Origin of the sequence: Variovorax sp. RCC_210, assembly GCF_041355175.1 — a bacterium.
In the GTDB taxonomy this organism is placed as follows: Bacteria; Pseudomonadota; Gammaproteobacteria; order Burkholderiales; family Burkholderiaceae_C; genus Variovorax.
Map to the genome: position 1 here is coordinate 25,965 of NZ_JBFUPJ010000015.1, position 24,294 is coordinate 50,258.

The window sequence follows — 24,294 nt, forward strand, 5'->3', positions numbered from 1 at the left end:
CCGGTTCTTCATGCGACATAGCTCCTCAATGGCAAGGCGGGTCCCGCACAAGGCGCGGCATCGGATGCGGATGCGGATGCGGATGCGGATGCGGATGCGGATGCGGATCCAGGTTCGGGTTCGGGTTCGGGTTCGGGTTCGGGTTCGGGTTCGGGTTCGGCTTCGGACCGGGGACTGTGCTGCGGCCCGAGCTCGTCGAGGATGGCGAAGAGTTCGTCCACTCGGTGCGAGCAGGTATGGCGCGCGCGCACCGTGGCGAGGCCTTCCTGCGCGAGCGAGCGGGCGAACGCGGGGTCCTGCAGCACATCGCGCAGATGCCGCTGCATCGCCTCGCTGTCGTGTGCCACCAGAAAGTCGCGCCCGGGCGTGAACAGGCCTTCGGCATCGCTCCAAGGGGCGCTGACCAGTGGAATGCCGCATGCGAGTGCCTCGAACACGCGAATGGTGGGAATGCCGGGCAAGGCCTGCACATACGGCCTGCGCGGCACGTGCACGGTTGCCTGATACCGGGCGAACACCTCTGGCACCTGGTAGTTGGGAAGCCAGCCGCTGAACTCCACGCCGGCCGCCAGCAGGCGGTCGAGGGCACTTTCGGGATAGCGCACGCCGTGCACGCGGGCCTTCAGCCGCAGGCGTCGCACGGGATCGAGCAGGAACTGGTTGATCTCCGCAGCGCGCTCGTTGTCGCCCCAGTTGCCGATCCACACGAGTTCGCCGGCGCGTGGCTCGTCGGGCATCGGGTAAAAGCGGCGCACATCGGCCGCCTCGTGCCAGGTCCAGGCGTGCTGTGCCCAGCCGCGCTCGCGGTAGAGGTCGCGAATCACGCCGCCGAAGGCCAGCACGCCGTCGTAGTTGGACAGGTCGTAGGCGGCCATTGCGCCCTCGTCGGTCACCGCGCGGTGGTGAGTGTCGTGGAACAGCAGCCGGTAGCGCCCGCCGTTGCGCCGGTGCAGGCCGATACGCCGCACCAGCGAGTGCTCGTTCCATTCATGCACGAGCACCACGTCGGCGCCGTCGAGCGCCACGTCAAGGTCGAGGCTCGCCCGGTCGTAGGCGGTGCTCGACAGCTCGGGATAGGCGCGCGCGAACCCAACGAGCGGCGCGCGCCCGTGCTCGGCTTCCAAGTTGGCACGGCTCCAGCCGCGGCGCGGTTCGAACACGGCCACCTCATGGCCACGTGCGACCAGGTCGCTGCACACGCCGCGCAAGAAGTGCGCGTTGCCGTGGTTCCAGTCGGATACGAGCGAGTGGCAGAACATCACGAAGCGCATTCTTTCTCCTTGGAGTCGTTGTCTGAAGGCGTGGCGCCGAGGCTGCACGTTCCCGCCAGTCGCGCGTAAGCGCCCAGGTAGGCATCCACCATGCGGTCGGGCGTGAAGAAGCGAGCGCGCGCCAGGGCGCGTGCGCCCAGGCACTGGCGCAAAGGCGCATCGTCGATCAGGCGCACCAGCGCCGCATGCAGTGCCGCGTGGTCGTCGGGGGCCACATAGAGCGCGGCGTCGCCCCACAGTTCGCGCAGGCTCGCCAAGTCGCCCAGCACCAGCGCGCAACCCGACAGCGCCGCTTCCAGCACCGATTGGCCGAAGGGCTCGTAGCGCGCGGGCAGCGCGTAGACGGTGGCCTTGGCGAGGCGCGCCGCCAGTTCCTGCTGCGTGAGTTCCCCAAGCGACCGCACGCCGTGGGCGAGCGCGCCGGTGTCCACAAGGCCGGGCGACCCCGGCTTTTCTGTTGCGCCGGCCACGCACACGGGCCAGGGCAGCCGCGAGGCCACGGCGGCGAGCGCCGCCAGGTTCTTGGCCTTGTCCCACAGCCGTCCGGCAGACAAAATCGCAGGTTCCTTATTTCCCGGTGCGAAGCACACTGCACTGCGCCCGTTCGGCAACACCAGGGCGCGCTTGGCCAGCCATGCGCCATGCTCGAAAGCGAGAGCCTCGCGCATGGCATGCGTCGGCGCCGCCACCAGACCGGCGCCGCCCAACCCGCGCCTCACCGCGTCGCGGTAGCAATTCCAAGAGGCAGGCGCCGCTTCGCCGTGCACGGCACGCCACCAGGACATCACGCATGAATGCGCCACCAGCAACGTGGGCGCGGGAAACGCCAGCGCACCGAAGGCGAACTGGTTCAGGTGCACGAGGTCCGGACGCAGCGCGTGCGCCAGGCTGAGCAGCCATTCGCCCGCGCGCTGCACGTCGTGCCACGGATCTTCCATCCACTCGAGCCGCCAGGCGCTCTCATGCAGCGTCAGGCCGCGGGGCAGGTCGGCAACCTGCGCGCGCTGGCCGCTCGACAGCGGCGCGCCCATGGTGGCGAGCGACACGCGCATCCCCCGCCCGACGAGGCCGAGCGAGAGTTCGAGCGCATGGTTCCACACGCCGCCGACAGTGTCCACCGTCATCAGCACATGGCGCGGGTGCCTAACTTGCGTAGATTGCATCCAGCACCTCGGCCACGTCGATGAAGCGTTCGGCTTCGGCGTCGAAGCCGCCGCGACCCTGCGCGAGCGCGCAGGCCCACGCCACAGCGGCGCGGCCGCCCCAGTCGTCGGGCGGCGCCGACAGCTGGGTACTGCGCGTGCCGTCGAAACGCTCGGCGACGAAGTCGTAGAACGAGCCGTCGACATTGCGCAGGGCGGCACCGCCCTGTGTGCCATGGAAGGTTGCCTCGATGACTGCGTCGCGCCCTGCCGACAGGTTCCACGAACACGCCAGCCGAACGACGCAACCGTTGGCCAGGTCGAACTGGGCCACCGCATGGTCTTCCACTTGCGACGACGGGAGCACCAGCCGCTTGCCGCCAGCGTGCAGCCGGCTCGACACCTGGGTGACTTTCGGAAAGCCGAGGCTCCACAGGGCCAGGTCAACGAGGTGGATGCCCAGGTCGATCACGCAGCCGCCGCCGGACAGCAGCGGGTCGCGAAACCATGGCTTGTCGGGCCCGTAGGCGTTGTGAAAAACCAGGTCGACGGCGAACACCTCACCAATCGCGCCCGAGGCGACCTGCTCACGAATGTGCCGCATGCCGGCGGTGTGTCGGTACGACAGGTCCAGGCCCAGCAGCCGGTCGGCGCGGCGTGCTGCATTCACCACGGCGCGTGTTTCGGCGACGCTGCGCGCGAGCGGCTTCTGACAGAACACGGCGATGCCCCGCGCCAGCGCCGCCTCGGCCTGCTGCGAATGCATGGCGCTAGGAGTCGCGATGACGAGCCCGTCCAGCCCGGCATCGAGCACCGACTCGAGCGAGTCGAGCCGCGCAGCTTCGGGCACCAGCACGCCCGCTGCGTCGCGCATGTCAGGCGCGGCATCGGCAATGGCGACGATGTCGGCGACGCCGCTGCGGCAGATCGCCTCCATTCGGTGGCGGCCGATCCAGCCGACGCCGAGAAAACCCAGCCGCGGCGGGCGCGCTGCGCTGCCGAACGGTGAGCCTTCGCCCGGTGCCGAGCCCAACGGGTCCGGCGCTTGCAGCGCCGGCGCCAGCGCGGCGAATAGCGCGGCGCTCATGGCGTGACCACCGCCTTGAGGAACCCGTCGGGCCGGGTGCGCGTCATTTCCAGCGCCTCGCCCAGCCGGTCAAGTGGAAAACGGTGCGTGAACAGCGGCGCGGCGTCCAGCGTGCCTTGCGCCATGAGCGAGATCGCGTCGCGAATGCCCTGCACGTACATGCGCGGGTCGCGCTCGTGCGCGTTCACCACGTCGATGCCGCGCCAGTTCCACATCTGCATGTTGACTTGGCGGGTGCCGTCCTGGTGGTAGCCCGCGACCACCAACCGGCCGCGCTCGCCCGTGAGCTCGCCGGCCAGGTCGAGCGGCCACTGCAGGCCCACTGCCTCGATCACGCGCTCGCACATGGCGCCGCCGGTCAGGCGCTTCACCTCCTCCAGGATGCGCCAGTGGTCCTCCATGGCCAGCGTATGCGCGGCGCCGGATGCGCGCGCCACCTCGAGCGCAAAGGGCCGGCGCGAAATCGCGATGACGCGCGCGCCGGCCTGCGAGGCCAACCGCGTGAGCACCGCACCCAGAAAGCCGATGCCCACGATGGCCACGGTCTGCCCTGGGCCGATGTCGCAGCGACGGAAGATGTTCACCGCGCAACCCAGCGGCTCGCCGGGCATTGCGACGCCGTCCAGCGCTGGCGGCAGCGGCACCACAGCGGTGGAATCGGCAATGTCATATTCGGCATGCGCGCGATAGGTGAGCGCGGCGACCCGGTCGCCCACGCGCAGGCTCTCCACGCCATCGCCCACCGCGGCCACCCGGCCCCAGCCCTCGTGCCCGGGCGCGCCCGCAGGCTGCGGGTACGTGAACCACTCGCGGCCCTCCCAAAGCGGCAGGCTCGATGCACACACGCCCGAGCCCTCCAGTTGCAGCAATACCTGGCCTGCGGCCGGCTCCGGACGCTCGACGCGCTGCAGTACCGCGGTGCGCGGCGACGAGATGACGCTGGCGTACATGCTCATTCCCCCGTCACCGCGAGCGCGCCGCGCCGGGTGCCTTCAAGGTCCGCGGCTTCGGCAGCTTGCACGGCGCCCGGTTCGGCCTGCGCGCGCGACGCGTGCAGCCAGCGACTCAGCCGCTCGATGCCCTCGTGGGCGCCCACGCGAGCCCGCCATCCAGTGGCGGCCTCGAAGCGGCGCGTGTCCGACACGTAGTAGCGCTGGTCGCCCGTGCGCCAGCCTTGCTGCAGCGTCGCGGGCCGTTTGCCTTCCAACGCTTCGATCCGGTCGAGCAGGTCGAGCAGGCTGATCACGTTGCGCGGTCCACCGCCGATGTTGAAGACTTGGCCCGCCAGTGCCTCCATTTGGGCGTCTGCAGCCAGGAAGGCCTCCACCAGGTCGTCCACGTACAGAATGTCCCTCACCTGCATGCCGTCGCCGAACAAAGTGATGGGCGCACCCTGCAGCGCACGCAACAGGAAGTGCGCCACCCACCCCTGGTCTTCCGTGCCGAACTGGCGCTGCCCGTAGATGCAGCTCATGCGGAACACCACGGTCTTCAACCCGAAACTGCGCGCGTAGTCATGCACGTACTGGTCGGCCGCGCCCTTGGAGCACCCATAGGGGCTATGGAAGTCCAGCGGACGCGACTCCGGGACGCCGTGCGCGGCAAAGGCCACGTCCATGGGCGCGTAGCGCTGCCCTTCGAGCCGCAAGCCGATGTCGTCGAGCCCGCCGTACACCTTGTTGGTGGAGGTCATGAGCACCGACGGCGCAACGGCCTGCGCACGCGCGGCCTCCAGCACGTTGAGCGTGCCCACGGCGTTGACCGAGAAGTCGTCGCGTGGATCGGCGAGGCTGGTGGTCACCGCCACCTGCGCCGCAAAGTGGAACACCGAGGCGACGCCCGCCATGGCACGACCGACGGCCGCTGCATCGCGCACGTCGGCCACGCACACCTCCAGCCGCTCGCGGTGCGCGTGCTGCAGCCAGGCAAGGTTGCGCTCGACGCCGGGGCGCGACAGGTTGTCAAGCACGCGCACGCGGCGCCCGTCGCCCAGCAGCCGATGCGCCAGGTTGGCCCCGACGAAGCCGGCACCGCCGGTGATGAGCACCGGTTGCTCGGCTCCAGCGCTCTGCACCCAGCCGCTCCGGGCGTGCGGCACCGGACTCTTTCCGATCGTGCCGCTCATATCGCGAGCCCCCGCGCCGCCAGTTCGGCACTGGCCTGCGCCACTCGGTCGACCGCGGCTTGACCTTCAAGCCACGCCGCGAGTTCGGCCAGCCCGTCGTCCAGCGCCACTCGCGGCGAGTAGCCGAGCACGCGGCGTGCCTTGCCGATGTCCGCAAAGCAATGCCTGATGTCGCCGACCCGGTACTTGCCGGTGATTTCCGGCGCGAGCCTGTCCTTGCCCACCGCCTGTGCAACGCGTTCCGCGATGTCGCGCACGGTGCGAGGCTCTCCGCTGCCGATGTTGAACACCTCGCCTGCGGCATCGGGCATCTCGAGCGAAAGCCGGCATGCGCGCGCCAAGTCGTACACGCTCACGAAATCGCGCTGCTGGAAGCCGTCCTCGAAGATCTTCGGCGGACTGTCGTTCAGCAGGCGCGCGGCAAAGATCGCCAGCACGCCGGTGTACGGGTTCGACAGCGCCTGGCGCGGTCCATAAGCATTGAAGAAGCGCAGCGCCACCACCGGGATGCTGTAGGCACGCCCGATCATCAGGCACATGCGCTCCTGATCGAACTTGGACAGCGCATACACGGAAGCCAACGCCGGCGCCTTGTCTTCCGGCGTGGCCGCAGGCAGCAGCGCCACGCCGTCGTCATCGCGAAATTCCCAGTCGCCTCGGCGCAGCTGATCGAGCGGACGCTCCTGCACCGTGCGCAACTCGCCGCCCGCGCCGCGGTACAGGCCCTCGCCGTACAGGCTCATGCTGGAGGCGACCACCAGGCGCTTCACCGGCTGCGCGATCAACGCTTCCATCAGCACGGCGGTGCCCAGGTTGTTCACCCGCGTGTAGTGCGACACCTCGTACATGCTCTGGCCCACACCCACGGCCGACGCGAAGTGGTACACGGCGTCGATGCCCTTCAGCGCTTGGCGTACCGCGGCCGGGTCGCACACGTCGCCGACCACCAGTTCGACGTCGGCCTCGAGGTAGTCGGGCCGTCGCCCACTGTCGCCATGGACCTGCGGCGCGAGGTTGTCCAGGACACGCACGCGATAACCGTGCGAAAGCAGTTCGTCCGCGACATGCGAGCCGATGAAGCCGGCGCCGCCGGTGATGAGGATGTGCTGCGACATGAATTCCCTTTGTGCATCCGCCCGGGCTGTTGGCAATGTGAACAACGCTTTTTCGTCGCCGCGGGTCGGCGGCTTCGGCGCTTCGAAAGGTTCGGGCGAGCTTCGACGTTCCACGCGTGCGCTGCCTTGGCGATGTACGAAGGTACTTACCTCGGTGTAGGTGCGCTGCCCTGTTACGCCATGGCTGAGTTGGGTATTTGCATCGCGGGTTCCACACCTGCGCGCGGGGGTTGAAACACGCGTAGATTGCAATGGAACAGGCGGTGTCGGGCATCGCCTGCATCGCTCCCGCGCCGCGCCGCGGCCAACAACTCAGGGGTCTACAACATGGGAAAAATTCGTGTCGCAATCGTCGGTGTGGGCAACTGCGCCTCGTCATTGGTGCAGGGCGTCAGCTTCTACGACAGCGCGGGCGGCCCCGACTTCGTGCCCGGCCTCATGCATCCCGATCTCGGCGGCTATCGGCCTTCGGACATCGAGTTCAGCGCCGCGTTCGACGTGCATGCCGGCAAGGTCGGGCAAGACCTGGCGCATGCGATTTACGCGGAGCCGAACAACACGATCCGCTTCGCGGACGTTGCGCCGCTGGGCGTCACCGTGCAGCGCGGCGCCACGCACGACGGCATCGGCAGCTACCTTGCAGACGTGATACCGCCGGCACCGGGGCGGCCAAAGGACGTGGCGAAGATCCTCAGGGACACCGGCACCGATGTGGTCGTCTCCTACCTGCCGGTGGGCTCCGAGAAGGCCACGCGCTGGTACGTGGAGCAGGTGCTGGAGGCGGGCTGTGCCTTCGTCAACTGCGTGCCGGTGTTCATCGCCTCAAACCCCGAATGGGAGCGGCGGTTCGCCGAGCGCGGGCTACCGATCATCGGGGACGACATCAAGTCGCAGGTCGGCGCAACCATCGTGCACCGCGTGCTCACCGATCTCTTTCGAAAGCGCGGCGTCCGGCTGGACCGCACCTACCAGCTGAACTTCGGCGGCAACACCGACTTCCTGAACATGCTGGAACGCGAGCGGCTGCAGTCCAAGAAGATCTCCAAGACGCAGGCCGTCACCAGCCAGCTCGGCAACCCCATGAAGGCCTCGGACGTGCACGTGGGCCCGAGCGACCATGTGCCGTGGCTGGCGGACCGCAAGTGGTGCTACATCCGCATGGAAGGCACCACCTTCGGCAACGTGCCGCTGAACTGCGAGCTGAAGATGGAGGTGTGGGACTCGCCCAACTCCGCCGGCGTGGTGATCGATGCCATCCGCTGCGCCAAGCTCGCGCTGGACCGCGGCGTGGGTGGTGCGGTGCTCGCGCCTTCGAGCTACTTCATGAAGTCGCCGCCGCAGCAGTTCACCGACGACGAGGCGTACGAGCTGGTGGAAGCCTTCATTCGCGGTGACGCCGAAGGCCTGCCACCCGCCGCGAGCCGCCCGCCCGGCACGCGCGCGGCACGAACGGTGCGCGCCGCGGCCGCGCTCGCCTCGCGTCCCGCATCCGGGAGGAAGGTCGCATGATCGAGGCCGTCAAGTTCTGGAACGAGCCCAACAACAAATCGCACTGGGACCTCGAGCTCGACCCCAACTGGTCCGCGTACGCGCGCATGGTCCGCATGGCGAGCGACGCCGTTCGGGCGGAAACGCCATCGCTGACCCAGGTGCTCGGCGGCATCTCGCCCATCGACGCGCGCTTCATGGCGAACCTGCGCGACCGCGGCGTGCTCGCCGGGCTCGATGCGGTGGCCGTGCACGGTTTTCCGCTCGACTGGAACCACTGGCAAATCGACGAGTGGCCGCACCGCATCGCCGAGATCGAGGCGGTCACGCCGCTGCCCGTGTGGGTCACGGAGGTCGGCGTTTCCACCTTCGGCGCTGAGGAGGTACAGGAGTTCGGGTTGCGCCGCACCGCCCAGCTGCTGTTGGGCCGCGTGCCGCGTGTGTTCTGGTATTCGCTGTACGACCTGCCGCAGGCCTGGCCCGCGACCACGCGCCATCGCGAGGCCGAGGGCTCGAGCTACTACCGGCACTTCCACATGGGCCTGCTGCGCGAAGACGGAACGCCCAAGCGCGCTTGCGCGCAGTTTGCCGACTACGCGCCCGAGATGGGCATCTGCCAGTGGTTCCATTTCGAGGACCACCGGCTCGACGACGCGGTGCGCTGGCTGCAGCGCCTGGGCGTGCGGCGGGTTCGCACCGGCCTCAGCTGGGCCGACAGCTTCCGCCCCGATGCTTGGCGCTGGTTCGACCGGCAGATGCACGCGCTGGAGCCCTTCGACGTGACTCTGACTTTCTGCTTCACGCCGGAGCACCGCGGCATCGCCGCCCATCACACCAGCCCGCCGCAGGAACCCGGCGAGTTCGCGGAGTTCTGCGCGGCAATGGTCCGGCGCTACGCGTCCAGCCGCGAAGGCAACACAATGCCGCCGGTGGACACCGCCTCGCTCAGCCCGGGGCTTGCGCCGGCGGTCTGAGGGCGCGGCGACTGGCCGTTTCGCGGGCCTCGCGACGTGCGCGGGCCGCGCGCATCGCGAGGGCCTTGCGGGCCGGCCTGCTCGCCCGACAGCAGCGCGTCGAAGTAGGCAATGGTGCGTCGCAGTCCTTCTTCGAGTTGCACGCGCGGCTGCCACCCGAGCACCCGGTTCGCCAGCGAGATGTCGGGCTTACGCTGCATCGGATCGTCCGAGGGCAGCGGCGCGAAGCAGAGCCTGGACGATGAGCCGGTGAGCCGGATCACCGTCGTCGCCAGCTCGCGCACCGTGAACTCCATCGGGTTACCGATGTTCACCGGCCCCGGCAGGCCCGGCTCCGCATCCATGAAGCGCTGCAGCCCCTCTACCAGGTCGTCGACGAAGCAGAAGCTGCGCGTTTGCAGGCCCTCGCCGTACACGGTGATGGGGTCACCGCGCAGCGCCTGCACGATGAAGTTGGACACCACGCGCCCATCCTTCGGATGCATGCGAGGGCCATAGGTGTTGAAGATGCGCGCCACGCGGATGTCCACGCGGTGCTGGCGGTGGTAGTCGAAGAACAGCGTCTCCGCGCAGCGCTTGCCCTCGTCGTAGCAGCTGCGCACGCCCACCGGGTTTACATGGCCCCAGTAGGCTTCGGCCTGCGGGTGCACGGCGGGGTCGCCATAGACTTCACTGGTCGAGGCCTGCAGGATGCGAGCGCGCAGCCGTTTGGCCAGCCCCAGCATGTTGATGGCGCCGTTCACGCTGGTCTTGGTAGTCTGCACCGGATCGTGCTGGTAGTGCACCGGCGACGCCGGGCACGCCAAGTTGTAGACCTGGTCGACCTCCACGTACAGCGGAAAGGTGACATCGTGGCGCAGGAGTTCGAAGCGGGGTTCGTCCAGCAGATGTTCCACGTTGCGGCGCGCGCCGGTGAAGAAGTTGTCGACGCACAGCACCTCGTGGCCTTGCGCCAGCAGGCGGTCGCACAAGTGGCTGCCGACGAAGCCTGCTCCGCCGGTCACGAGAACGCGTTTCTGGGTGTTGTAGTCGCGCATGGCGATGTGCTCCTTGTTGTTCAGCGGCCGACGGCCACGTAGTCGAACCCCTGGTTGCGGATGTCGGGCTCGTAGAGATTGCGCCCGTCGAAGATGAGCGGCTGGCGCAGCGCGTTCTTCAACGCGCTGAAGCTCGGGCTCTTGAAGGCCTTCCAGTCGGTGAGGATCACGAGCGCGTCCGCGTCCTCGACGGCCTGCATGGGCGCTTGCGCGTAGTGCAGCCTCGCCAGCAGGTCGCAGCGGTCGTGCAGGTCGGTGGCGAGCACGCGGCGGGCCTCGTTCATGGCCACCGGGTCGTACGCCACCACCTCGGCGCCGCGCGACAGCAGGGCGCGGATCACGATGCGGCTCGGTGCCTCGCGCATGTCGTCGGTGTCGGGCTTGAACGCGAGCCCCCACACCGCGAAGCGGCGCCCGGCGAGGTCTTCGCCGAAGCGCCGCACGATCTTTTCCACCAGCACCTGCTTCTGCGCTTCGTTCACCGCGCTCACCGCCTCGAGCACCCGTAAGTGCTGTCCGTGCGTGGCCGCGGTATGCACCAGCGCTTGCACGTCCTTCGGAAAGCAACTGCCGCCGTAACCGAGGCCTGCATAGAGAAAGCTGTAGCCGATGCGCGGGTCGGAGCCCACGCCGCGACGCACCTGCTCGATGTCAACCCCCACCTTCTCGGCCAGGTTGGCCAGCTCGTTCATGAAGCTGATGCGGGTGGCGAGCATGGCGTTGGCGGCGTACTTGGTGAACTCGGCCGCCTTCACCTCCATGTGGATCGTCTTTTCACGCTGCCGGTTGAAGGGCGCGTAGAGCCGGTTCATGATGTCCCGCGCAAGTTGGCCGGGGACGCCTTTCTCGGTGCCGATGACAATGCGGTCGGGTCGCATGAAATCGTCCACCGCCGCGCCCTCCTTCAGGAACTCGGGGTTCGACACCAGCGCCAGTGGCAACTCACGCAGGCCGCTGCCGGCCGCATGGTCGCCTTCGCTTCGCCGCGCCGAAAGCTCTTCCTCGATGGCCGCGCGCAGCCGCTCGGCCGTGCCCACGGGCACGGTCGATTTCTCGACCACCACCTTGAAGCCCTGCATGTGCCGCCCGATGGAGCGCCCGGCGGCGAGCACGTACTGCAGGTCGGCGCTACCGTCCTCGCCCGGGGGCGTGCCCACGGCGATGAAGATCACGTCGCCGTGGTGCACCGCGCGCGCCGCGTCGGCCGTGAAACCCAGACGGCCCGTGCGCACATTGCGCTCAATGAGCTGCGGCAGGCCTTCCTCGTGGATCGGCACGCCTCCTGCGCAAAGCAGTTCGACCTTGGCGCGGTCGACATCGAAGCACACCACGTCGTTGCCAAGTTCGGCCAGGCAGCTGCCCGTGACAAGGCCGACATAGCCGGTACCGAGAACAGATATTTTCATGGGCAGGTGCGTTCCAGGGCGTGTGACGTTGTGCAGGTTTTCCGAGAAAAAACTAGCAGATGTTTTTCGGTCTGACGCAGGACGACACCTCTGCCGTGCGTTGACCACATTGATGAGCGGCGCAAACGCAACACTCCCGCGCCCCCGGCACGCCGATTGCCCGTGTTGACGGGCAACCTCGACCAGCGAGCGCCTGCGCGCGCATCGCCATACGCCCACCATGAACACCTGGACTCCCAACCTCCACTGGATCACGCCCCATCTCGCTGTAGGCGGCAGCTTTGCCGGCGAGGAAGCCGAGCGGCTCGCGGCCGAGCACCGCGTTCGTGCCGTGATCGACCTGCGCGCCGAAGCCATGGACGACGAGGCCCTGCTGCGACGCCATGGCATGGCGCTGTTGCACTTGCCTACCAAGGACATGTGCGGGGTCAATGCGCGCCTGCTTGATGACGGCGTGGCCTTCGCCACCGGCTGGATCGAACGCGGCGAGCGTCTGCTGGTGCATTGCGAACACGGCATTGGCCGCTCGGCCACGCTGGCTTTGTGCATCATGGTCGATCGCGGCCAGGCACCGCTGGAAGCGCTCGAGCAGATGAAGGGCCGGCGTGCAATGGTGTCGCCGTCGCCCGAGCAGTTCGCGTGTTGGGTAGCGTGGCTCGAACGGCACCGCGCGGCGCGGCGTACGGTGGCCTGGCAGCTGCCGGACTTCGAGGCCTTCCAGGCCATCGCCTACCGCCACCTGCACGCCGCGTGATGCAGGTCTTCGGCGACGCAACGCGGCGGGAGCCGGCCCTGCGCAAGCTGCAGCGACTGCGCGGCATGCTCGACGCGCTGAGTGCACTGCCGCCCGGTATCGTGCGCCATGCCTTTCTGGTCGAGGCGCTGATCGAGGCGGGCGAGCTGTGGCAGGGCGTGGCCGACGCCCGGTTCCACGCGGCCGGCGGGCAAGACCGGCCGCCCTCGCCGCCCGTGGCGGCCACGGCAGCGCTCACGCTGGCGCTCGCGCAGCGCTGCGCGGCTTCATGGCTCAGCGGATTCGAGCGCAGCCCGCTCCAACCCATGGGGCTGCTCGCCGAATGCGAAGCGCAGCTCGCGGGCGAGCATGTCGACGTACGGCAGCCCGAGGGTTACGCGTTCTATGCGCTCTACCCCGAGGCCTACTTCATGGCCGCGGCGACGCTCGTGGCCGACAAACACATCGGCACCTGCCGCGTGACCGGGCTGCGCAGCATCGGCACCAGCCTGTGCGCCATGGTCGCCGTCGCCGTGGGCGACCCAGCGCCGCGCACGGTGCGCCCGACCGGGCCGCCCTTCGAGCGAAGGCTGTCGATGTCGGGCGCGTGGCCAGCGGTCGAGGGCGTGTGCCAAGCCGTCGTGGACGAAGGCCCCGGCCTGTCGGGCTCCTCGATGGCGGCGGTCATCGGCCAGCTTCGCGAGCAGGGTACCGCGCCCGAGCACATCCACCTGTTCCCGGGGCACCCGAACGGGCCCGGCGCCGCAGCAACGCCGCGAACGCGCGCACTCTGGCGGGCTTCGGACACCCGCGTGGTCAGCTTCGATGACCTGATCCTGCACGCCAAGACGCCGATACACCGACTTCGCAGTTGGGTGGAGCAGATCGTCGGGCCGCTGCTTGGCCCGCTCGAAGACATCTCGGGGCTGCGCCGGTCGGCACTGCGGCATGGGCACAATGCAACGCCGGTGCATCCATGGCAAGAGCGGCGCAAGTTTCTCGCGCACAGCGCGACCGGCACCTGGCTGGTCAAGTTCGCGGGGCTGGGTCACCAGGCGAGCAAGCGATTGGCCTGTGCGCAGGTACTGGGCGACGCGGGCTTCTCACCGCGCCTTGCGGGCACCTGCCATGGCTTTCTGGTGGAGCGCTGGCACGGCGAGATGACGCCGCTGACGCGCGACGCGTGCGCAAGGCCGGCGCTGCGCGAGCGGCTGCTGGTACGGCTGGCCGCATACATAGCCTTTCGCGCGCTGAACCTCGGCGCGTCGCAGGAGCCCGGCGCTTCGCTGGAGGTGCTCGGGCGCATGGGCCAGTGCAACACCGAGGAGGCCTGCGGCCCGCATGCCGCGCACGCGTGGCAGGCGCTTGTGGCGCGCGCGCGCGGCCTTCAGGCGCGCGTGCGGCGGGTGCGGACCGATAACCGCATGCACCCCTGGGAGTGGCTGGTGCAGGGGCACACGCTGATCAAGACAGACGCCATCGACCATCATGCGGGGCATGACCTTGTGGGATGCCAGGACCCGGCCTGGGACGTCGCGGGCGCGGTGGCCGAGTTCGGCCTCGACGCCCGCAGCGAGACCGCCCTCGTGGAAGCGCTTGGCCGGATCGGCTGCCAGATCGATCCCGCGTTGCTCGCGTTCTACCGGCCGGCCTACCTGGCCTTCCAGCTCGGGCACTTCAGCTTCGCGGTGCGCGACGCCACCGACAGTGCGCAGGGCGCACGGTTGCGCGCGCATGCCCAAAGCACTTACGACGCGCCGCTGCGTCGCTGGCTGGACACCGATGCCGACAAGTGATCCATGTCGGTCCGGTCAGAACGGTGAGCAAGCGGCACATCGGCGCCACGGCATGACGGCAGGGGCGGCAAGAACTTCACGCGGCGTTGCGGCAAGTTGTGCCGCGATGGCGCGGTATGCCGTCGAGGTCAGCGCGCCGGCCGGGCGGGCCTTGGTTCGGCCTCGCGCACCCGAAACGCCCAGAAGGTGGTCGCGAGACGGGACACCGCGCCGTGCGAATAGCAGCTTGCCACCTTCGCGCCCAGGGGCGTGACCTCCGTGACAGTGGCCGTGGCACGGCCGCCTTGGTCTTCAATGCGAGCCCTCACGTGACCCGTTCGGGCGAGCGATCGCACCATGGCGACTTGTTCCGGTCGGCGGAAAGTCGCCGGAAACACTTCGCGCGTCAATTGCGCCATGAAGGACATGTGCATCGGTTCTCTCCTCGCCGTCAATGACTGCAAGGTCAGTGGCAAGCCGCATGCCTGCAGACGCATGCGCCCCGGCCTCCACACTTGGTGCGAGGTGCGTGCGCAGTACCGCGTAGCAGTAGCGGTAACTGCTGCTGCTCGGGTGGATACCGTCCGCCGCGAAGTAGCGGGCGGGGTCCGCGGAGAACGGGTCCTCGCGCGCCTCGCGAAAGAAGTCGAGGTAGCGCAGGCCATGGTGTGCCGCCGCCGCGCCCAGGGCTTGGCGCGCCCGGCGCGCGCGGGCCGCCATCCACCAGGACCACGGGGGGATGAACAGCGGCGCCAAGCCGATGTTGGCGATGCCCATCCACACGCCGATCCGCGCCCTGGCCGCCAGCGCCGCGGCAGCGGCCTCGGCGTCGCGCGCGAGCTGCTCCAAGCCGCGGCCCAGCAGGATGTCGTTGCCGCCGGCCACCAGCACCGCTGCATCGAAGCGGCCGCAAGCGGCCGCCAGCTGGACGGGCACATCAGCGAGCAGCGCGCCGCTGCGCGCGAGCACCGTCACCTGGGCGTCGGGTCGGTCGGCCCGCAAGAGGCCGGCCAGCGTGTCGGCGGGGTCGGCGGCGCCGATGCCGAGCGCAACACTATCGCCCACCACGAGGATCCGCAGCGGCTCGGCTGCCTGCGCCGGGCCGCACGCTTTGGGTGCCGCATGCGGCGAATGTGATGCGGCAAGTGGTGCGTACACCGCCGGGCCCCTCTCGACCGCCCGTGCCGCGTGCCGCAGTCGACCCCACTGAAGCAGCCCCGACAAGCACGCGCCTGCAAGCAATGCACCGGCGCCTACGGCGACGGCGAACGGCACCCCTCGCGGGATGACGCGAGGCATCGCACGGGGGCGGCGATGCGGTGAAGGACAGGGGTCGTTTTGCATGGCGAAGCGGGCAAGAATCGGACGGTGAAAGGTTGAACAGCTGATCGCAGCGGAGCACCGTCAACGGGCCACACCGTGGCTGTGCTGCGGCCCTCCTTCGTCGGACCGTCCAGTGACCTGGCGTAGGTCGCGGGCCGATGTAGCCGGCGCCGCCAAGCAGACGGCATATCCACCTACGCGACGCCACGCGGCGGCGCCCACCGTGCGTCGTGCATGGAGGCGATGGCGCCGTGCGGCGGAATGCAATGCCGCCGTGCCCCTCGCGCCACGCATCACTGGTACGCCTCTTCGCCCAATTTCTTTCAGGAGCACTTGCATGAGCACCACTTTGCGCAGTAACGCCGCGGTCCACCGTCCCACCCTCAGCGTGGTGGACTGGATCGCCCTCGTTCTGATGGTCGTCGGCGTCATCAACTGGGGGCTGGTCGGCGCCTTTCACGTCGACCCGGTAGCGACCCTGTTCGGCGACATGAGCATGGTGAGCCGGGTGGTGTACGTGCTCGTGGGGCTGGCCGGGCTGTACGGCCTGACCATGCCCGTGCGGCAGGCTCCGCGCACATCAACCTGAAGGCCGCGGTTTCGTCGCGGCGCGGCGTCACCAGGCACCGCCGCCGTCCACTGGCGCCCATAAAGCGTTGCGAGAGTGCATGGTCTCTATCCACAGCATCTCGCCTGCGAATCGCGCCGGCGCAAGCCAACAAAGACCGCGCCCGGCCCCGCAGCCGCCGCGCACCTTGTACCAATTGCAACCAACAAAAGGAAACGACATGACCATCGCTGCCCCGAACACTCCCGCAAGCCGCTCGCCGCTCGACTCACTGCCCGTCGAAGCAGAAATCCGCACCGAAGACATCGAATCGACTGCAACGGCGCAGGATCAGGAAACCGAGGAAGCGGCAGAGGAAGCACGGAAAGCGGGGGCCTACACCGGGCCAGCACAGGCCCGCGACCACACAGCCGAGCCAAAGCGCTAGATGAACGCCGCGCTGCTGATATACCGGCTCCTCGCCTCGGAAACGCCGTAGTGCAGCGCGTGGCGGCGACCATCAAGCGGGCGGTTGCGAAACGGACGTGGATCATCAACCACTGCTGGGCCTATCGCCCATGCGCCCCGGCAAGCTGCGGCTGGCGCGCGTGGCGCTTTCGCGAGCTTGCGCTCGCCGTGGCGCGGCGGCTGTCGCGGATGCGCCTCGGAACAAGCTGGTGCTGGAGACCACTGCGAGAGCCGCGTGACCTGCCTCGGCTACCGCAGGCGCGTGCGCTTGGACAGATACCCTGGAACCTGCTGAGCGACGCGGTAAAGTTCACGTCCGATGGCGGCGCATCACGGTGCGGGTGGAAGCCGAGCGCGAGGTCGCCAGGCTGAAGGTGAGCGCTACAGACTGTGGCATCGAGAGCTGCCTGCCGCACGCCTTTGGGATGTTCAATCAAGCCGACGCAAGCACCTCGCCGCCAGACACAGGGTCAGGCAACATCGGGCTGGCGCTGGTGCGGAAACTTGCGCTGGCGCACGGCGGACGCGCAGAAGGCAGGTGCTGGTGGTGGACAACTATGTCGACGCGCTCGTCCGTTCGCGGAGGATGGGGGGCGCCCTGATCGACATTGCCACAGCCGCCCCGCGGCCCTGGCGTTGCTAGATGCAGTCACGCGACCTGCTGGTCTGACCTGGGAATGCCGGAGATGGATGGCTGCGCCTTCGTCGCCGCCGAGGTGCGTTCGCATTCCGCCTCGTGTCAGCTGCGCGCCATCGCGATGTTGGGCTTGGGCCAGCGCGCCCACGCGCGTCATGCGCTCCAGGCTGGATTCAACGCTCACCTGCCGAAGCCCGCATTGATCGAGGAACTAAGACGGCCATTGCGCGTATGTGAAAAGCGCGAAAGTTTGCGTCAGCGCTGACCTCACCAGCGGTTTGTCTTATGGGCCGATGGCAACAAAATACAGCAGCGCGCCCATGAACGCCAATGCCACCGCAACCGTGCCTAACATGGGACCTCGCCAGCGATCTTGTACTTCGGCTGGCTCCTCGACGGGTACTTTGGCGCGGGTCCTGGCGAATGGCGATAGGTTCATGGGGCATTCCTTCTTTGCGATGCCCCAACGTAGGACGCGTCGCCGAGCGTCATGTCGGACAGCGGCTCAGCCGGCTGTCTCAAAGCGCGCCGAACAGCTGAGAAAGCTGAAGAGACTGGGAGAGAACCCAACCTACAGCGCCAGCGGTGCGCTTCCGACGCTACCGCCCCCTTTCGACGTCCACACCATATTGGTCCAATCCCTATGGAGACGGTAGCCCTTGAGTTCAACCCCCAGACCATGTCCTCCCTTGGCCCATCTGGAATGGACGCATGGGAACACAGTGCAACTGCTGGAGAACGGAGAGCAGTTTTTTCCGCGCGTCGCCGACGCCATTGCAAACGCCCGGGAAGTCGTGTTGCTAGAGACCTTCATCCTGCTCGAAGACAAGGTGGGCATCGCGCTGGCCGAGGCGCTGTGCGCCTGCGCCGCGCGGGGCGTGAAAACGGTCCTCACGATTGATGGCTTCGGCTCGCCCGCGCTGTCCGACGCCTTTCTGTGCCGACTCACTTCCGCGGGCGTGCGCGTGCGCATCTTCGACCCCGGCGCAGCGGTGCTCGGTCAGCAATTGAACCTGCTTCGGCGAATGCATCGCAAGCTCATCGTGGTGGACGACTCGGTCGCCTTCGTGGGCGGCATCAACTTTTCGGCAGACCACCTGATGGACTTCGGCAACATGGCCAAGCAGGACTATGCGGTGGCGCTGTCCGGCCCGGTGGTCTCGCGCATCCGCGCCTTCATGCGAAGCGCCGCTGGCGCCGAGGCCCGCGACATTCCCGAACCTCGCGCGCCGATGCCCAGCCAGTGCGCCGGTGCGGACGCGGTGCTGTTCGCGCCGCGCGACGACAAGATTTCGCCGGACGGCATCGAGCAGATCTATCGGCGCGCCATCTGCGGTGCTCGCACGCGGGTATGCATCGCCAATGCCTATTTCTTTCCAGGCTACCGGCTGTTTCGCGACCTCTGCAAGGCGGCCCGGCGCGGGGTGGCGGTCACGCTGGTCTTGCAGGGCATGCCAGACATGAAGTCGGTGCGCTTCGCGGCCACGTTGCTGTACGGCCACCTCCTGCGCGCCGGTGTGGAGGTCCACGAGTACTGCGCACGGCCCTTGCACGGCAAGATTGCGATCGTGGACGACAGCTGGAGCACGGTCGGCTCCAGCAACCTCGATCCGTTGAGCCTGGCACTCAACTTGGAAGCCAACGTGGTGATCGACAGCGATCGCTTCAACGCGCAACTGGCGGCTCGGCTGCAACTGCTCCAGGAGCAATGCCGGCGCATTGAACCTGAGGCACTGCCTCGGTGGACGCGCTGGCCCGCGCTGAGCAGCTTCATCGTTTTTCACGTGCTACGCTGGGTGTCGCTTGTCGGCCGCTGGTTGCCGCGCAGAACGCAGAAGTTCAAGGTGCTGACTCGGGCGGAACACTAGTCTTACTGTGTCACAAGAGGAGCTTTGCGCTTGCCCTTCCGCAGCAGGGGCACTGGCCGAGACGAGCGATCAGCTGATAGCTCAGTCGATGGCGCAGCGTCGCGATCGACGTCGGCACGTGGCGCTGCGCGCGCAGGACTACCGCGGGGGATGTAGTCCTCGGGAAGGGCAGGCACTTGGCGTTCGATGAAGTTTTTTTACCGCCGACAGACTTGTCAGCGACGAGGCGTTCAGCCATCAGGAACCCGTAGGCCGCGATGCTCAAGGCGGCATGGTGATGCAACCCCCGCCACCCTCTGCCCTCGCAATGGCCGAGGCCGAAGTCCTGCTTCAGATCCTGGTAGTCGCGTTCGATGCGTCAGCGGTGATGGGCAACGTCGACCAACTCGTCGATCGGCGTGTCTTCTGGCAGGGTGGACAGGAAGTACTTGCTTGGCTCAGCGTCGCCTGCCGGCCACTCGATGAGCCACTGCTCGGGACGCAGACGCGCCTTGCCCGTATTGCCTCCAGCGTGGCGCACTCGCGCGGCCGCGAAGCGGCCGTTCAGTGTGTCGTTGGTGCCCTCTCGCCAGTTGATGTTCTGGAACGCTAGGCTTGGCAGGGACTGCGCCAATGCCTTGACGCTCACGGCCTGTAGAGCCGCCGTGCGCCGGGGCACCACTGGCGGGCGGCCCATGCCGCTGTAAGGTTTGGGTGGCAGCGGCTGAACGCCAGGCGGCCAGACCACCACGGCAGATGTGACACCTACCGCGTAGAGCAAGCCCATGTCGCTGAGCTCTTGGCGAAAGGCGTTGTCCACCCCGTAGCCCGCATCGGCCAGCACGCAATAGCGCGGTGCGCCTTCATCCTGCAGCGTGCGCAGCTGCTGCAGCGCGATCTGCGTCTTCGTGGCGAAGCGCACTTCATCAGGAACGCCAGCCTTGGCGCGGCGTTCAGCATCTGCCGCCCAGTCCTCGGGAAGGTACAGCTGCCAAGCCACGGGCAGGCTGCCCTGCTTGCTTGCAAGCGAGATGCTCACGGCCACTTGGCAGTTGTCCTGTTTGCCCAGCATCCCGCAGTACTGACGAGTGACCCCGACCGAGTGGCGACCCTTCTTCGGGAACCCGGCGTCGTCGATGATCCACCAGCCACCCTGATTGAAGTCCATCTTGGGCATCACCCACTGGCACACCCGCCGCAGCATCTGCGTGTCAGACCACTCGGCCTTGGCCACGAAGTGGTGCAGTGACTGGTGCCGCGCGCTGGCATGCGTCGGATCCACCCGCGCGGCCATGGGCTCTACGCTCTTGTGCGACAAGGGAAGCATCAGGCCCGTGCAGTACCCACGAAGGCCTGCGTGCCGATCCGCGTGACCCAAGCCTGCGCTCAGGTGCTCCAGGTAGCTATCGAAGCGCTCGACTGCATTCATCAATCCTCCGGTGCGAAGACCAGAGAATCGCATTGCTGCATTTATGACCCAGTAAGACTAGGGCCGCCTGGTAGAACCACGTGCCACCAGCTACCGTCGGTCACGGCCACACACATTCGCTTGGCAAATGTGAGAGCGGCGATGCTCAACGGCGATGAACGCCGTTCGACGCGGCCGCCCTTAATGGGCGGTTAGGCGTCGCGCGAGGCGAGCAGAAGGAAAAGTGGCGCCATCCTTGCGGCCCGAGAAGCAACGCTGATACATCTGCTTGCGGCAAGCTCCTACACACCATACGGGAGCGGGCAGCTTCCTTCGTTTCACGTTCCTCGTTTGCTCACCCTCCACCAGAGCCTTCATGCCGATCCGAAACACATTGAGAACCTGCGAGGCCGACGCCGCCAGTCCCGACAGCGACCTGCCGCTCGCCTGAGGGCGCAGCGGGAACGCGCGCTGGGCAGCGGCACGGATCCGAGCGCTTCGTCATGGACTTCCAGCGTTCGGTATTCGGTCGGCCCCTGCCGCATCAGGCACCAACGGATCGCAAGGTTGGCGTGGCCGAGTCCGTTTCCGCCATGGCCTTGACGGACTGGGCTCGTCCGCCTACGGCACCGGGGGGTCACTGGCCGCGCTCATCCCGGCAGGCACGCCGGGCCTGGGCTTCCTAGGGTCGATCACACCGCCATCGTCGCGCTGCTCGCTATCCTCTATGTTTCCAACCGCCAGACCAACCGCGCCTGTCCGACCACTGGAGGCGCCTACACCGTGGCCAAGGGTAACCAGGGACGCAACGTGAGCGTGGTCGCCGCGGTCACGCTGATGAACGACTACGTGTTGAACGTGGTCGTGGGCATCTCTGCAGGCGTGGCCGCGCTGGTCTCGGCACGACGTCGCTGCACGCGTACACGCTGTGGCTGTGGCTGTGGCTGTGGCTGTGGCTGTGGCTGTGGCTGTGGCTGTGGCTGTGGCTGTGGCTTGGCATCCTGGCGCTCGTCACCTCATGAACCTGCGCGGCACGCTCGATCCGGGTCGGCTGCTCGCGGTGCCGACGTCTGTCTTCGTCGCGAGCTTTCATGGCGCTGCTGGGCACGGAGGTCTTGCAAGACCATTGCTGCCGCTGTCGGCCGCCCGCTACTACAGCGGGTTGAGCATGTAGGTGCGCGAGGAGGTGCCACTGGTGCTCAACCAAGTTCTTGCAAGCACCCGCGCAGGCGTTGCTGAAAACGCCGCAGGCCGGCCGCCCTGCTCGACCTGGTGCGTGGCCTCCGAGTCGACGAGGCGAAATGGCGGTCGCCTTTCTCATTCCTGAACTCGTCGAGCGCAGGTGGTGGCGGTTCCTGCTGCACACGCACCGCGCGCGCCGCCTGCGCACCAAACTGCTGCGCTACGGCGAAGGACGCGTGTGGTCATCAACGTTCCCTGGCCGCTCGATGCATCGCCCTGACGAGAAAGGCATGCACGGCCCGCGCAGCGGACCTGCAGATGCGGCGCCGTCCGACGTGCAGCGCCGGTTGCGCTCGCTAGTTTCGCGCGCATGCTCACTATGGCATCCCCCGTGATTGATGACGTGCAGGCGCTGAACATCGGCGTCCTGACATTCCACAGTTGCATCAACTACGGCTCGTACTGGCAGAGCCGGTGCTTGGTGGAAGGCTTGCGCTCACGCGGCCACCGCGTGGTACTGCTCGACCATCATTCGCCGCGAATCCAGCGCATCGAATGGCGTTGCGCGCTGCAACCGGTCCTGTCGAGTGCCGCGGCCCGCGACGACTTGCCGCTGTATGCGCAGAAGACGCGAAAGTTTCTCTCGGCCGCCGCCGCCTTGCCCAGCTCACGCAGGTTCTTGCTGGAAGACCCGCGCGACATCGAGGACTTCGACGTGGTGGTTGTCGGCAGTGACGAGGTATGGAACTTTGCGCATCCCTGGTATGGTTACCAGCCGCTGTTCTTCGGCCAAGGGCTGCGGGCGCCCCGTTTGGTTTCATACGCCGCCAGCTTCGGCAACTATGCCGCCGAGCGCGGCCTGCCGCAGACATGGGCGGCGATGCTGGGCAACTTTCGCAACCTGTCAGTGCGCGACGAGAACTCCAGCGCGCTGGTGCACGGCGCAACCGGCACCCGGCCGGCGCTGGTGCTGGACCCGTGCCTGCAGTTCCCCAGCGAGGTCGGGCACGGGCATACGCCGCTGCCTGTCCGCGCGACGCGCTATGTTGCCGTGTACGGCCATGATTTCTCGGCGCGCTTCGCCTCGCGGGTGCGCGCTTGGGCCGATCGGCGGCGCGTTCGCCTGGTGAGCATCGGCTACCGCAATGATTGGTGCGATGTGCAGTGGATCGCTGCGGGGCCGCTCGATTTCGCCCGCTTCATGTCGCAGGCAACGGCCGTGGCGACCAACTTCTTCCATGGCTGCGTATTCGCCCTTCGCCACCAGCGGCCCTTCCTTTGCGAAGACACCGCCTATCGCGCGGTCAAGGTGCGCGGGTTGATGTCGATGCTCGGGGCGGATGGCCGCCGTCTGGGGCCGCAGAGCACCGACGCGGAATGCGACGAGTGTCTGTGCGAAGCGCCCTCGGCCGAACTGCAGGCGAAGCTGTCCGTTCTACGATCTGCTTCGACCGTCTATCTGGACGCCGCGTTGTCGCCAACTTAAGAGAGCACGCCGCGGCGCCGGTGCGTCTTGTAGCACGCAAGGTTGCGCCCGACAAATCCTCAGAACGCCGACATCAAGAGCTTCATGCAGATAAGATCGACGACCGCTCCAAGGGCTTGAGCGACACCCAGGCCCTGGCGTCCACAAAGGGTGTGATGCGGCTGGACAGCCCCAACGTGAAGCACCCAGGCGGTGCGCTGGACTGAATTCGCTCGAACGCGGCACCCTTGACAGCCGCTACGTCAAGCAGGAGACGAGGCCGAGTACAAAGCCACAGAGAAGCTGCTGAGGAGGACACAGGTCGCAGGTCAAGGCTGCCGACTTCAAGGCGCACGCCGGCAAGATGCTGCCCGTGGTACAGGCGGACTGCAGCACGCCCAGCGACTGGCCACTAGGAAGTGAGCTGAACGGGCTGGCCGGAGGTCAGCCTTCACGGTGTGCGCCTGGTCGGAGCCTGGATTGGCTCGATCTGCCAGTCGAGCTGACTCGGCACCGGCGCCCCCAACCTGCGTTGCAACTCAATCTCCAGCACGCGCGCAGCGAGCCGCACCGTGTTGTCGCCGCGCGCGGCGCGTCGTCGGAACGCAGCCGCGCGAGTGGCGAGGGCAACGATGTCCAGCTCTGTGATCGGGGTCATCCGGACATTGTGGGTTGCGGCGCCGTCCGCCGCGACTCATGCGTGCGGCAAATGCAACTCAACCACAAAAGATTGCTTTTGAGCCCGCGCAGCGGGGCATAAGACGACCTCTCCTTCAGTTCACGTCCCCCGCGACTTATGCCCGCACAGAGGCGCATTCCGACTGGGCAGTCCTGCGTCCTTTGCAGTTTCTAGATGCTTCGACGCCACCGAAATTGCCTCTTACGGGAGTGTGTTGATTTCTTGATCCGCTTCTCGTGCGCCGGCGGATGTACGAGTCGACCGCCGCGATGAATTGCTCAATGGTGGCGCTCTTCCAATCCCGAGGATAGAACCGCTCGTTCTTCAGCCGACCGAAGAAGCCCTCGCAAGCTGCGTTAGCGGGCAAGCATGCCTTGCGAGACATCGAGCGGGTGAAGTTCCCGTCGTTCACCCTGCTCTCCTGGGACCGCACAGGAAGTTCTGATCAGACTGTCCCGTGGCAGGCCGAGGGCCGCCCTCCCTACCCGCTCCAGATCCCGCTTCCTTTGCGGCCCGAATCCGCGGAAGTTGCGCACCACGCCGGTCCAGCATCCAAACAGGGCAAGCCGTCGGATATTCTGTGGA

Annotated in this window: 22 protein-coding genes and 2 pseudogenes; 12 read left to right on the top strand and 12 right to left on the bottom strand. The window is 67.5% G+C overall.

Features of this window, described 5'->3' with window-relative positions:
- Positions 1-8 precede the first annotated feature (8 nt).
- The 6 genes from AB6807_RS30955 to AB6807_RS30980 are packed head-to-tail and all read right to left on the bottom strand — an operon-like array spanning position 9 to position 6,740.
- A complete protein-coding gene (locus AB6807_RS30955) occupies positions 9-1,271 on the bottom strand; it encodes a glycosyltransferase (protein WP_371087580.1) in 1,263 nt (420 codons plus the stop codon).
- Positions 1,259-2,395, bottom strand: a complete 1,137-nt coding sequence (locus AB6807_RS30960) for a glycosyltransferase family 4 protein (RefSeq protein ID WP_371087705.1) — start codon at positions 2,393-2,395, stop codon at positions 1,259-1,261. The genes AB6807_RS30955 and AB6807_RS30960 overlap by 13 nt, the downstream gene beginning before the upstream one ends.
- A 19-nt stretch (positions 2,396-2,414) precedes the next feature.
- Entirely contained in the window at positions 2,415-3,500 is a 1,086-nt protein-coding gene (locus tag AB6807_RS30965; RefSeq protein WP_371087581.1) for a Gfo/Idh/MocA family protein, read from the bottom strand.
- Complete coding sequence (locus AB6807_RS30970) at positions 3,497-4,456, bottom strand: zinc-binding dehydrogenase (protein WP_371087582.1); 960 nt, start codon at positions 4,454-4,456, stop codon at positions 3,497-3,499. Before AB6807_RS30970 ends, AB6807_RS30965 begins: the two co-directional genes overlap by 4 nt.
- Positions 4,453-5,598, bottom strand: a complete 1,146-nt coding sequence (locus AB6807_RS30975) for an NAD-dependent epimerase/dehydratase family protein (protein ID WP_371087584.1) — start codon at positions 5,596-5,598, stop codon at positions 4,453-4,455. Before AB6807_RS30975 ends, AB6807_RS30970 begins: the two co-directional genes overlap by 4 nt.
- 23 nt (positions 5,599-5,621) lie before the next feature.
- Entirely contained in the window at positions 5,622-6,740 is a 1,119-nt protein-coding gene (locus tag AB6807_RS30980; RefSeq protein WP_116912613.1) for an NAD-dependent epimerase/dehydratase family protein, read from the bottom strand.
- Positions 6,741-7,067: 327 nt separating this feature from the next.
- Between AB6807_RS30980 and AB6807_RS30985 the strand changes: the two genes are divergently transcribed.
- Positions 7,068-8,249: an inositol-3-phosphate synthase gene (locus tag AB6807_RS30985; protein ID WP_116912612.1), complete on the top strand. Its 1,182-nt coding sequence runs from the start codon at positions 7,068-7,070 to the stop codon at positions 8,247-8,249.
- Positions 8,246-9,202 (top strand): glycosyl hydrolase, encoded by a 957-nt coding sequence (locus tag AB6807_RS30990; protein ID WP_116912611.1) that lies wholly within the window; start codon positions 8,246-8,248, stop codon positions 9,200-9,202. The genes AB6807_RS30985 and AB6807_RS30990 overlap by 4 nt, the downstream gene beginning before the upstream one ends.
- Here AB6807_RS30990 and AB6807_RS30995 read toward each other — a convergent pair.
- Both AB6807_RS30995 and AB6807_RS31000 read right to left on the bottom strand, forming a co-directional pair.
- A complete protein-coding gene (locus AB6807_RS30995; protein WP_116912610.1) occupies positions 9,121-10,239 on the bottom strand; it encodes a UDP-glucuronic acid decarboxylase family protein in 1,119 nt (372 codons plus the stop codon). The two genes, AB6807_RS30990 and AB6807_RS30995, sit on opposite strands and share 82 nt — an antisense overlap.
- A gap of 20 nt (positions 10,240-10,259) precedes the next feature.
- Complete coding sequence (locus tag AB6807_RS31000; protein WP_116912609.1) at positions 10,260-11,645, bottom strand: UDP-glucose/GDP-mannose dehydrogenase family protein; 1,386 nt, start codon at positions 11,643-11,645, stop codon at positions 10,260-10,262.
- Between the two features lie 220 nt (positions 11,646-11,865).
- Here AB6807_RS31000 and AB6807_RS31005 point away from each other — a divergent pair, with 220 nt between their 5' ends.
- Together AB6807_RS31005 and AB6807_RS31010 are read left to right on the top strand one after the other, a co-directional pair.
- On the top strand, positions 11,866-12,399 hold the full coding sequence (locus tag AB6807_RS31005; RefSeq protein ID WP_371087585.1) for a dual specificity protein phosphatase family protein: 534 nt from the start codon (positions 11,866-11,868) through the stop codon (positions 12,397-12,399).
- On the top strand, positions 12,399-14,174 hold the full coding sequence (locus AB6807_RS31010; protein ID WP_371087586.1) for a hypothetical protein: 1,776 nt from the start codon (positions 12,399-12,401) through the stop codon (positions 14,172-14,174). The genes AB6807_RS31005 and AB6807_RS31010 overlap by 1 nt, the downstream gene beginning before the upstream one ends.
- A 291-nt stretch (positions 14,175-14,465) precedes the next feature.
- On the opposite strand, the gene AB6807_RS31015 is transcribed toward AB6807_RS31010, so the two are convergent.
- Positions 14,466-15,311 (bottom strand): GDSL-type esterase/lipase family protein, encoded by an 846-nt coding sequence (locus AB6807_RS31015; RefSeq protein ID WP_165840459.1) that lies wholly within the window; start codon positions 15,309-15,311, stop codon positions 14,466-14,468.
- Positions 15,312-15,813: 502 nt separating this feature from the next.
- Here AB6807_RS31015 and AB6807_RS31020 point away from each other — a divergent pair.
- From AB6807_RS31020 to clsB, 5 genes are all read left to right on the top strand, one after another.
- Positions 15,814-16,065, top strand: coding sequence for a DUF378 domain-containing protein (locus AB6807_RS31020; RefSeq protein WP_116912605.1), 252 nt, complete (start codon positions 15,814-15,816; stop codon positions 16,063-16,065).
- A 199-nt stretch (positions 16,066-16,264) separates the two neighbouring features.
- Positions 16,265-16,471 carry a hypothetical protein gene (locus AB6807_RS31025; protein ID WP_371087587.1) on the top strand — a complete coding sequence of 69 codons (207 nt, stop codon included), beginning with the start codon at positions 16,265-16,267 and terminating at the stop codon, positions 16,469-16,471.
- A gap of 394 nt (positions 16,472-16,865) precedes the next feature.
- Positions 16,866-17,093 carry a hypothetical protein gene (locus AB6807_RS31030; RefSeq protein WP_371087706.1) on the top strand — a complete coding sequence of 76 codons (228 nt, stop codon included), beginning with the start codon at positions 16,866-16,868 and terminating at the stop codon, positions 17,091-17,093.
- An 84-nt stretch (positions 17,094-17,177) separates the two neighbouring features.
- Positions 17,178-17,393 carry a response regulator gene (locus AB6807_RS31035; protein ID WP_165933358.1) on the top strand — a complete coding sequence of 72 codons (216 nt, stop codon included), beginning with the start codon at positions 17,178-17,180 and terminating at the stop codon, positions 17,391-17,393.
- A gap of 424 nt (positions 17,394-17,817) precedes the next feature.
- On the top strand, positions 17,818-18,996 hold the full coding sequence (gene clsB, locus AB6807_RS31040) for a cardiolipin synthase ClsB (RefSeq protein ID WP_371087588.1): 1,179 nt from the start codon (positions 17,818-17,820) through the stop codon (positions 18,994-18,996).
- Positions 18,997-18,998: 2 nt separating this feature from the next.
- Here the strand turns inward: clsB and AB6807_RS31045 are convergent.
- Positions 18,999-20,404 (bottom strand): annotated as a pseudogene (locus tag AB6807_RS31045) (IS701 family transposase).
- Between the two features lie 997 nt (positions 20,405-21,401).
- On the opposite strand from AB6807_RS31045, the gene AB6807_RS31050 reads away from it, so the two are divergent.
- From AB6807_RS31050 to AB6807_RS31060, 3 genes are all read left to right on the top strand, one after another.
- The gene (locus AB6807_RS31050; protein ID WP_165840458.1) at positions 21,402-21,557 is read left to right on the top strand and encodes a hypothetical protein; all 156 of its coding nucleotides are present in this window, start codon (positions 21,402-21,404) and stop codon (positions 21,555-21,557) included.
- 127 nt (positions 21,558-21,684) lie between these two features.
- Positions 21,685-21,960, top strand: a complete 276-nt coding sequence (locus AB6807_RS31055; RefSeq protein WP_132748972.1) for a hypothetical protein — start codon at positions 21,685-21,687, stop codon at positions 21,958-21,960.
- A complete protein-coding gene (locus AB6807_RS31060) occupies positions 21,957-23,051 on the top strand; it encodes a polysaccharide pyruvyl transferase family protein (RefSeq protein WP_371087589.1) in 1,095 nt (364 codons plus the stop codon). The genes AB6807_RS31055 and AB6807_RS31060 overlap by 4 nt, the downstream gene beginning before the upstream one ends.
- 430 nt (positions 23,052-23,481) lie before the next feature.
- Here the strand turns inward: AB6807_RS31060 and AB6807_RS31065 are convergent, their stop codons facing one another.
- Together AB6807_RS31065 and AB6807_RS31070 are read right to left on the bottom strand one after the other, a co-directional pair.
- The gene (locus AB6807_RS31065) at positions 23,482-23,688 is read right to left on the bottom strand and encodes a hypothetical protein (RefSeq protein WP_116912600.1); all 207 of its coding nucleotides are present in this window, start codon (positions 23,686-23,688) and stop codon (positions 23,482-23,484) included.
- Positions 23,689-23,879: 191 nt separating this feature from the next.
- A pseudogene (locus tag AB6807_RS31070) lies at positions 23,880-24,109 on the bottom strand (IS3 family transposase); the annotation flags it as partial.
- Between the last annotated feature and the right edge of the window lie 185 nt (positions 24,110-24,294).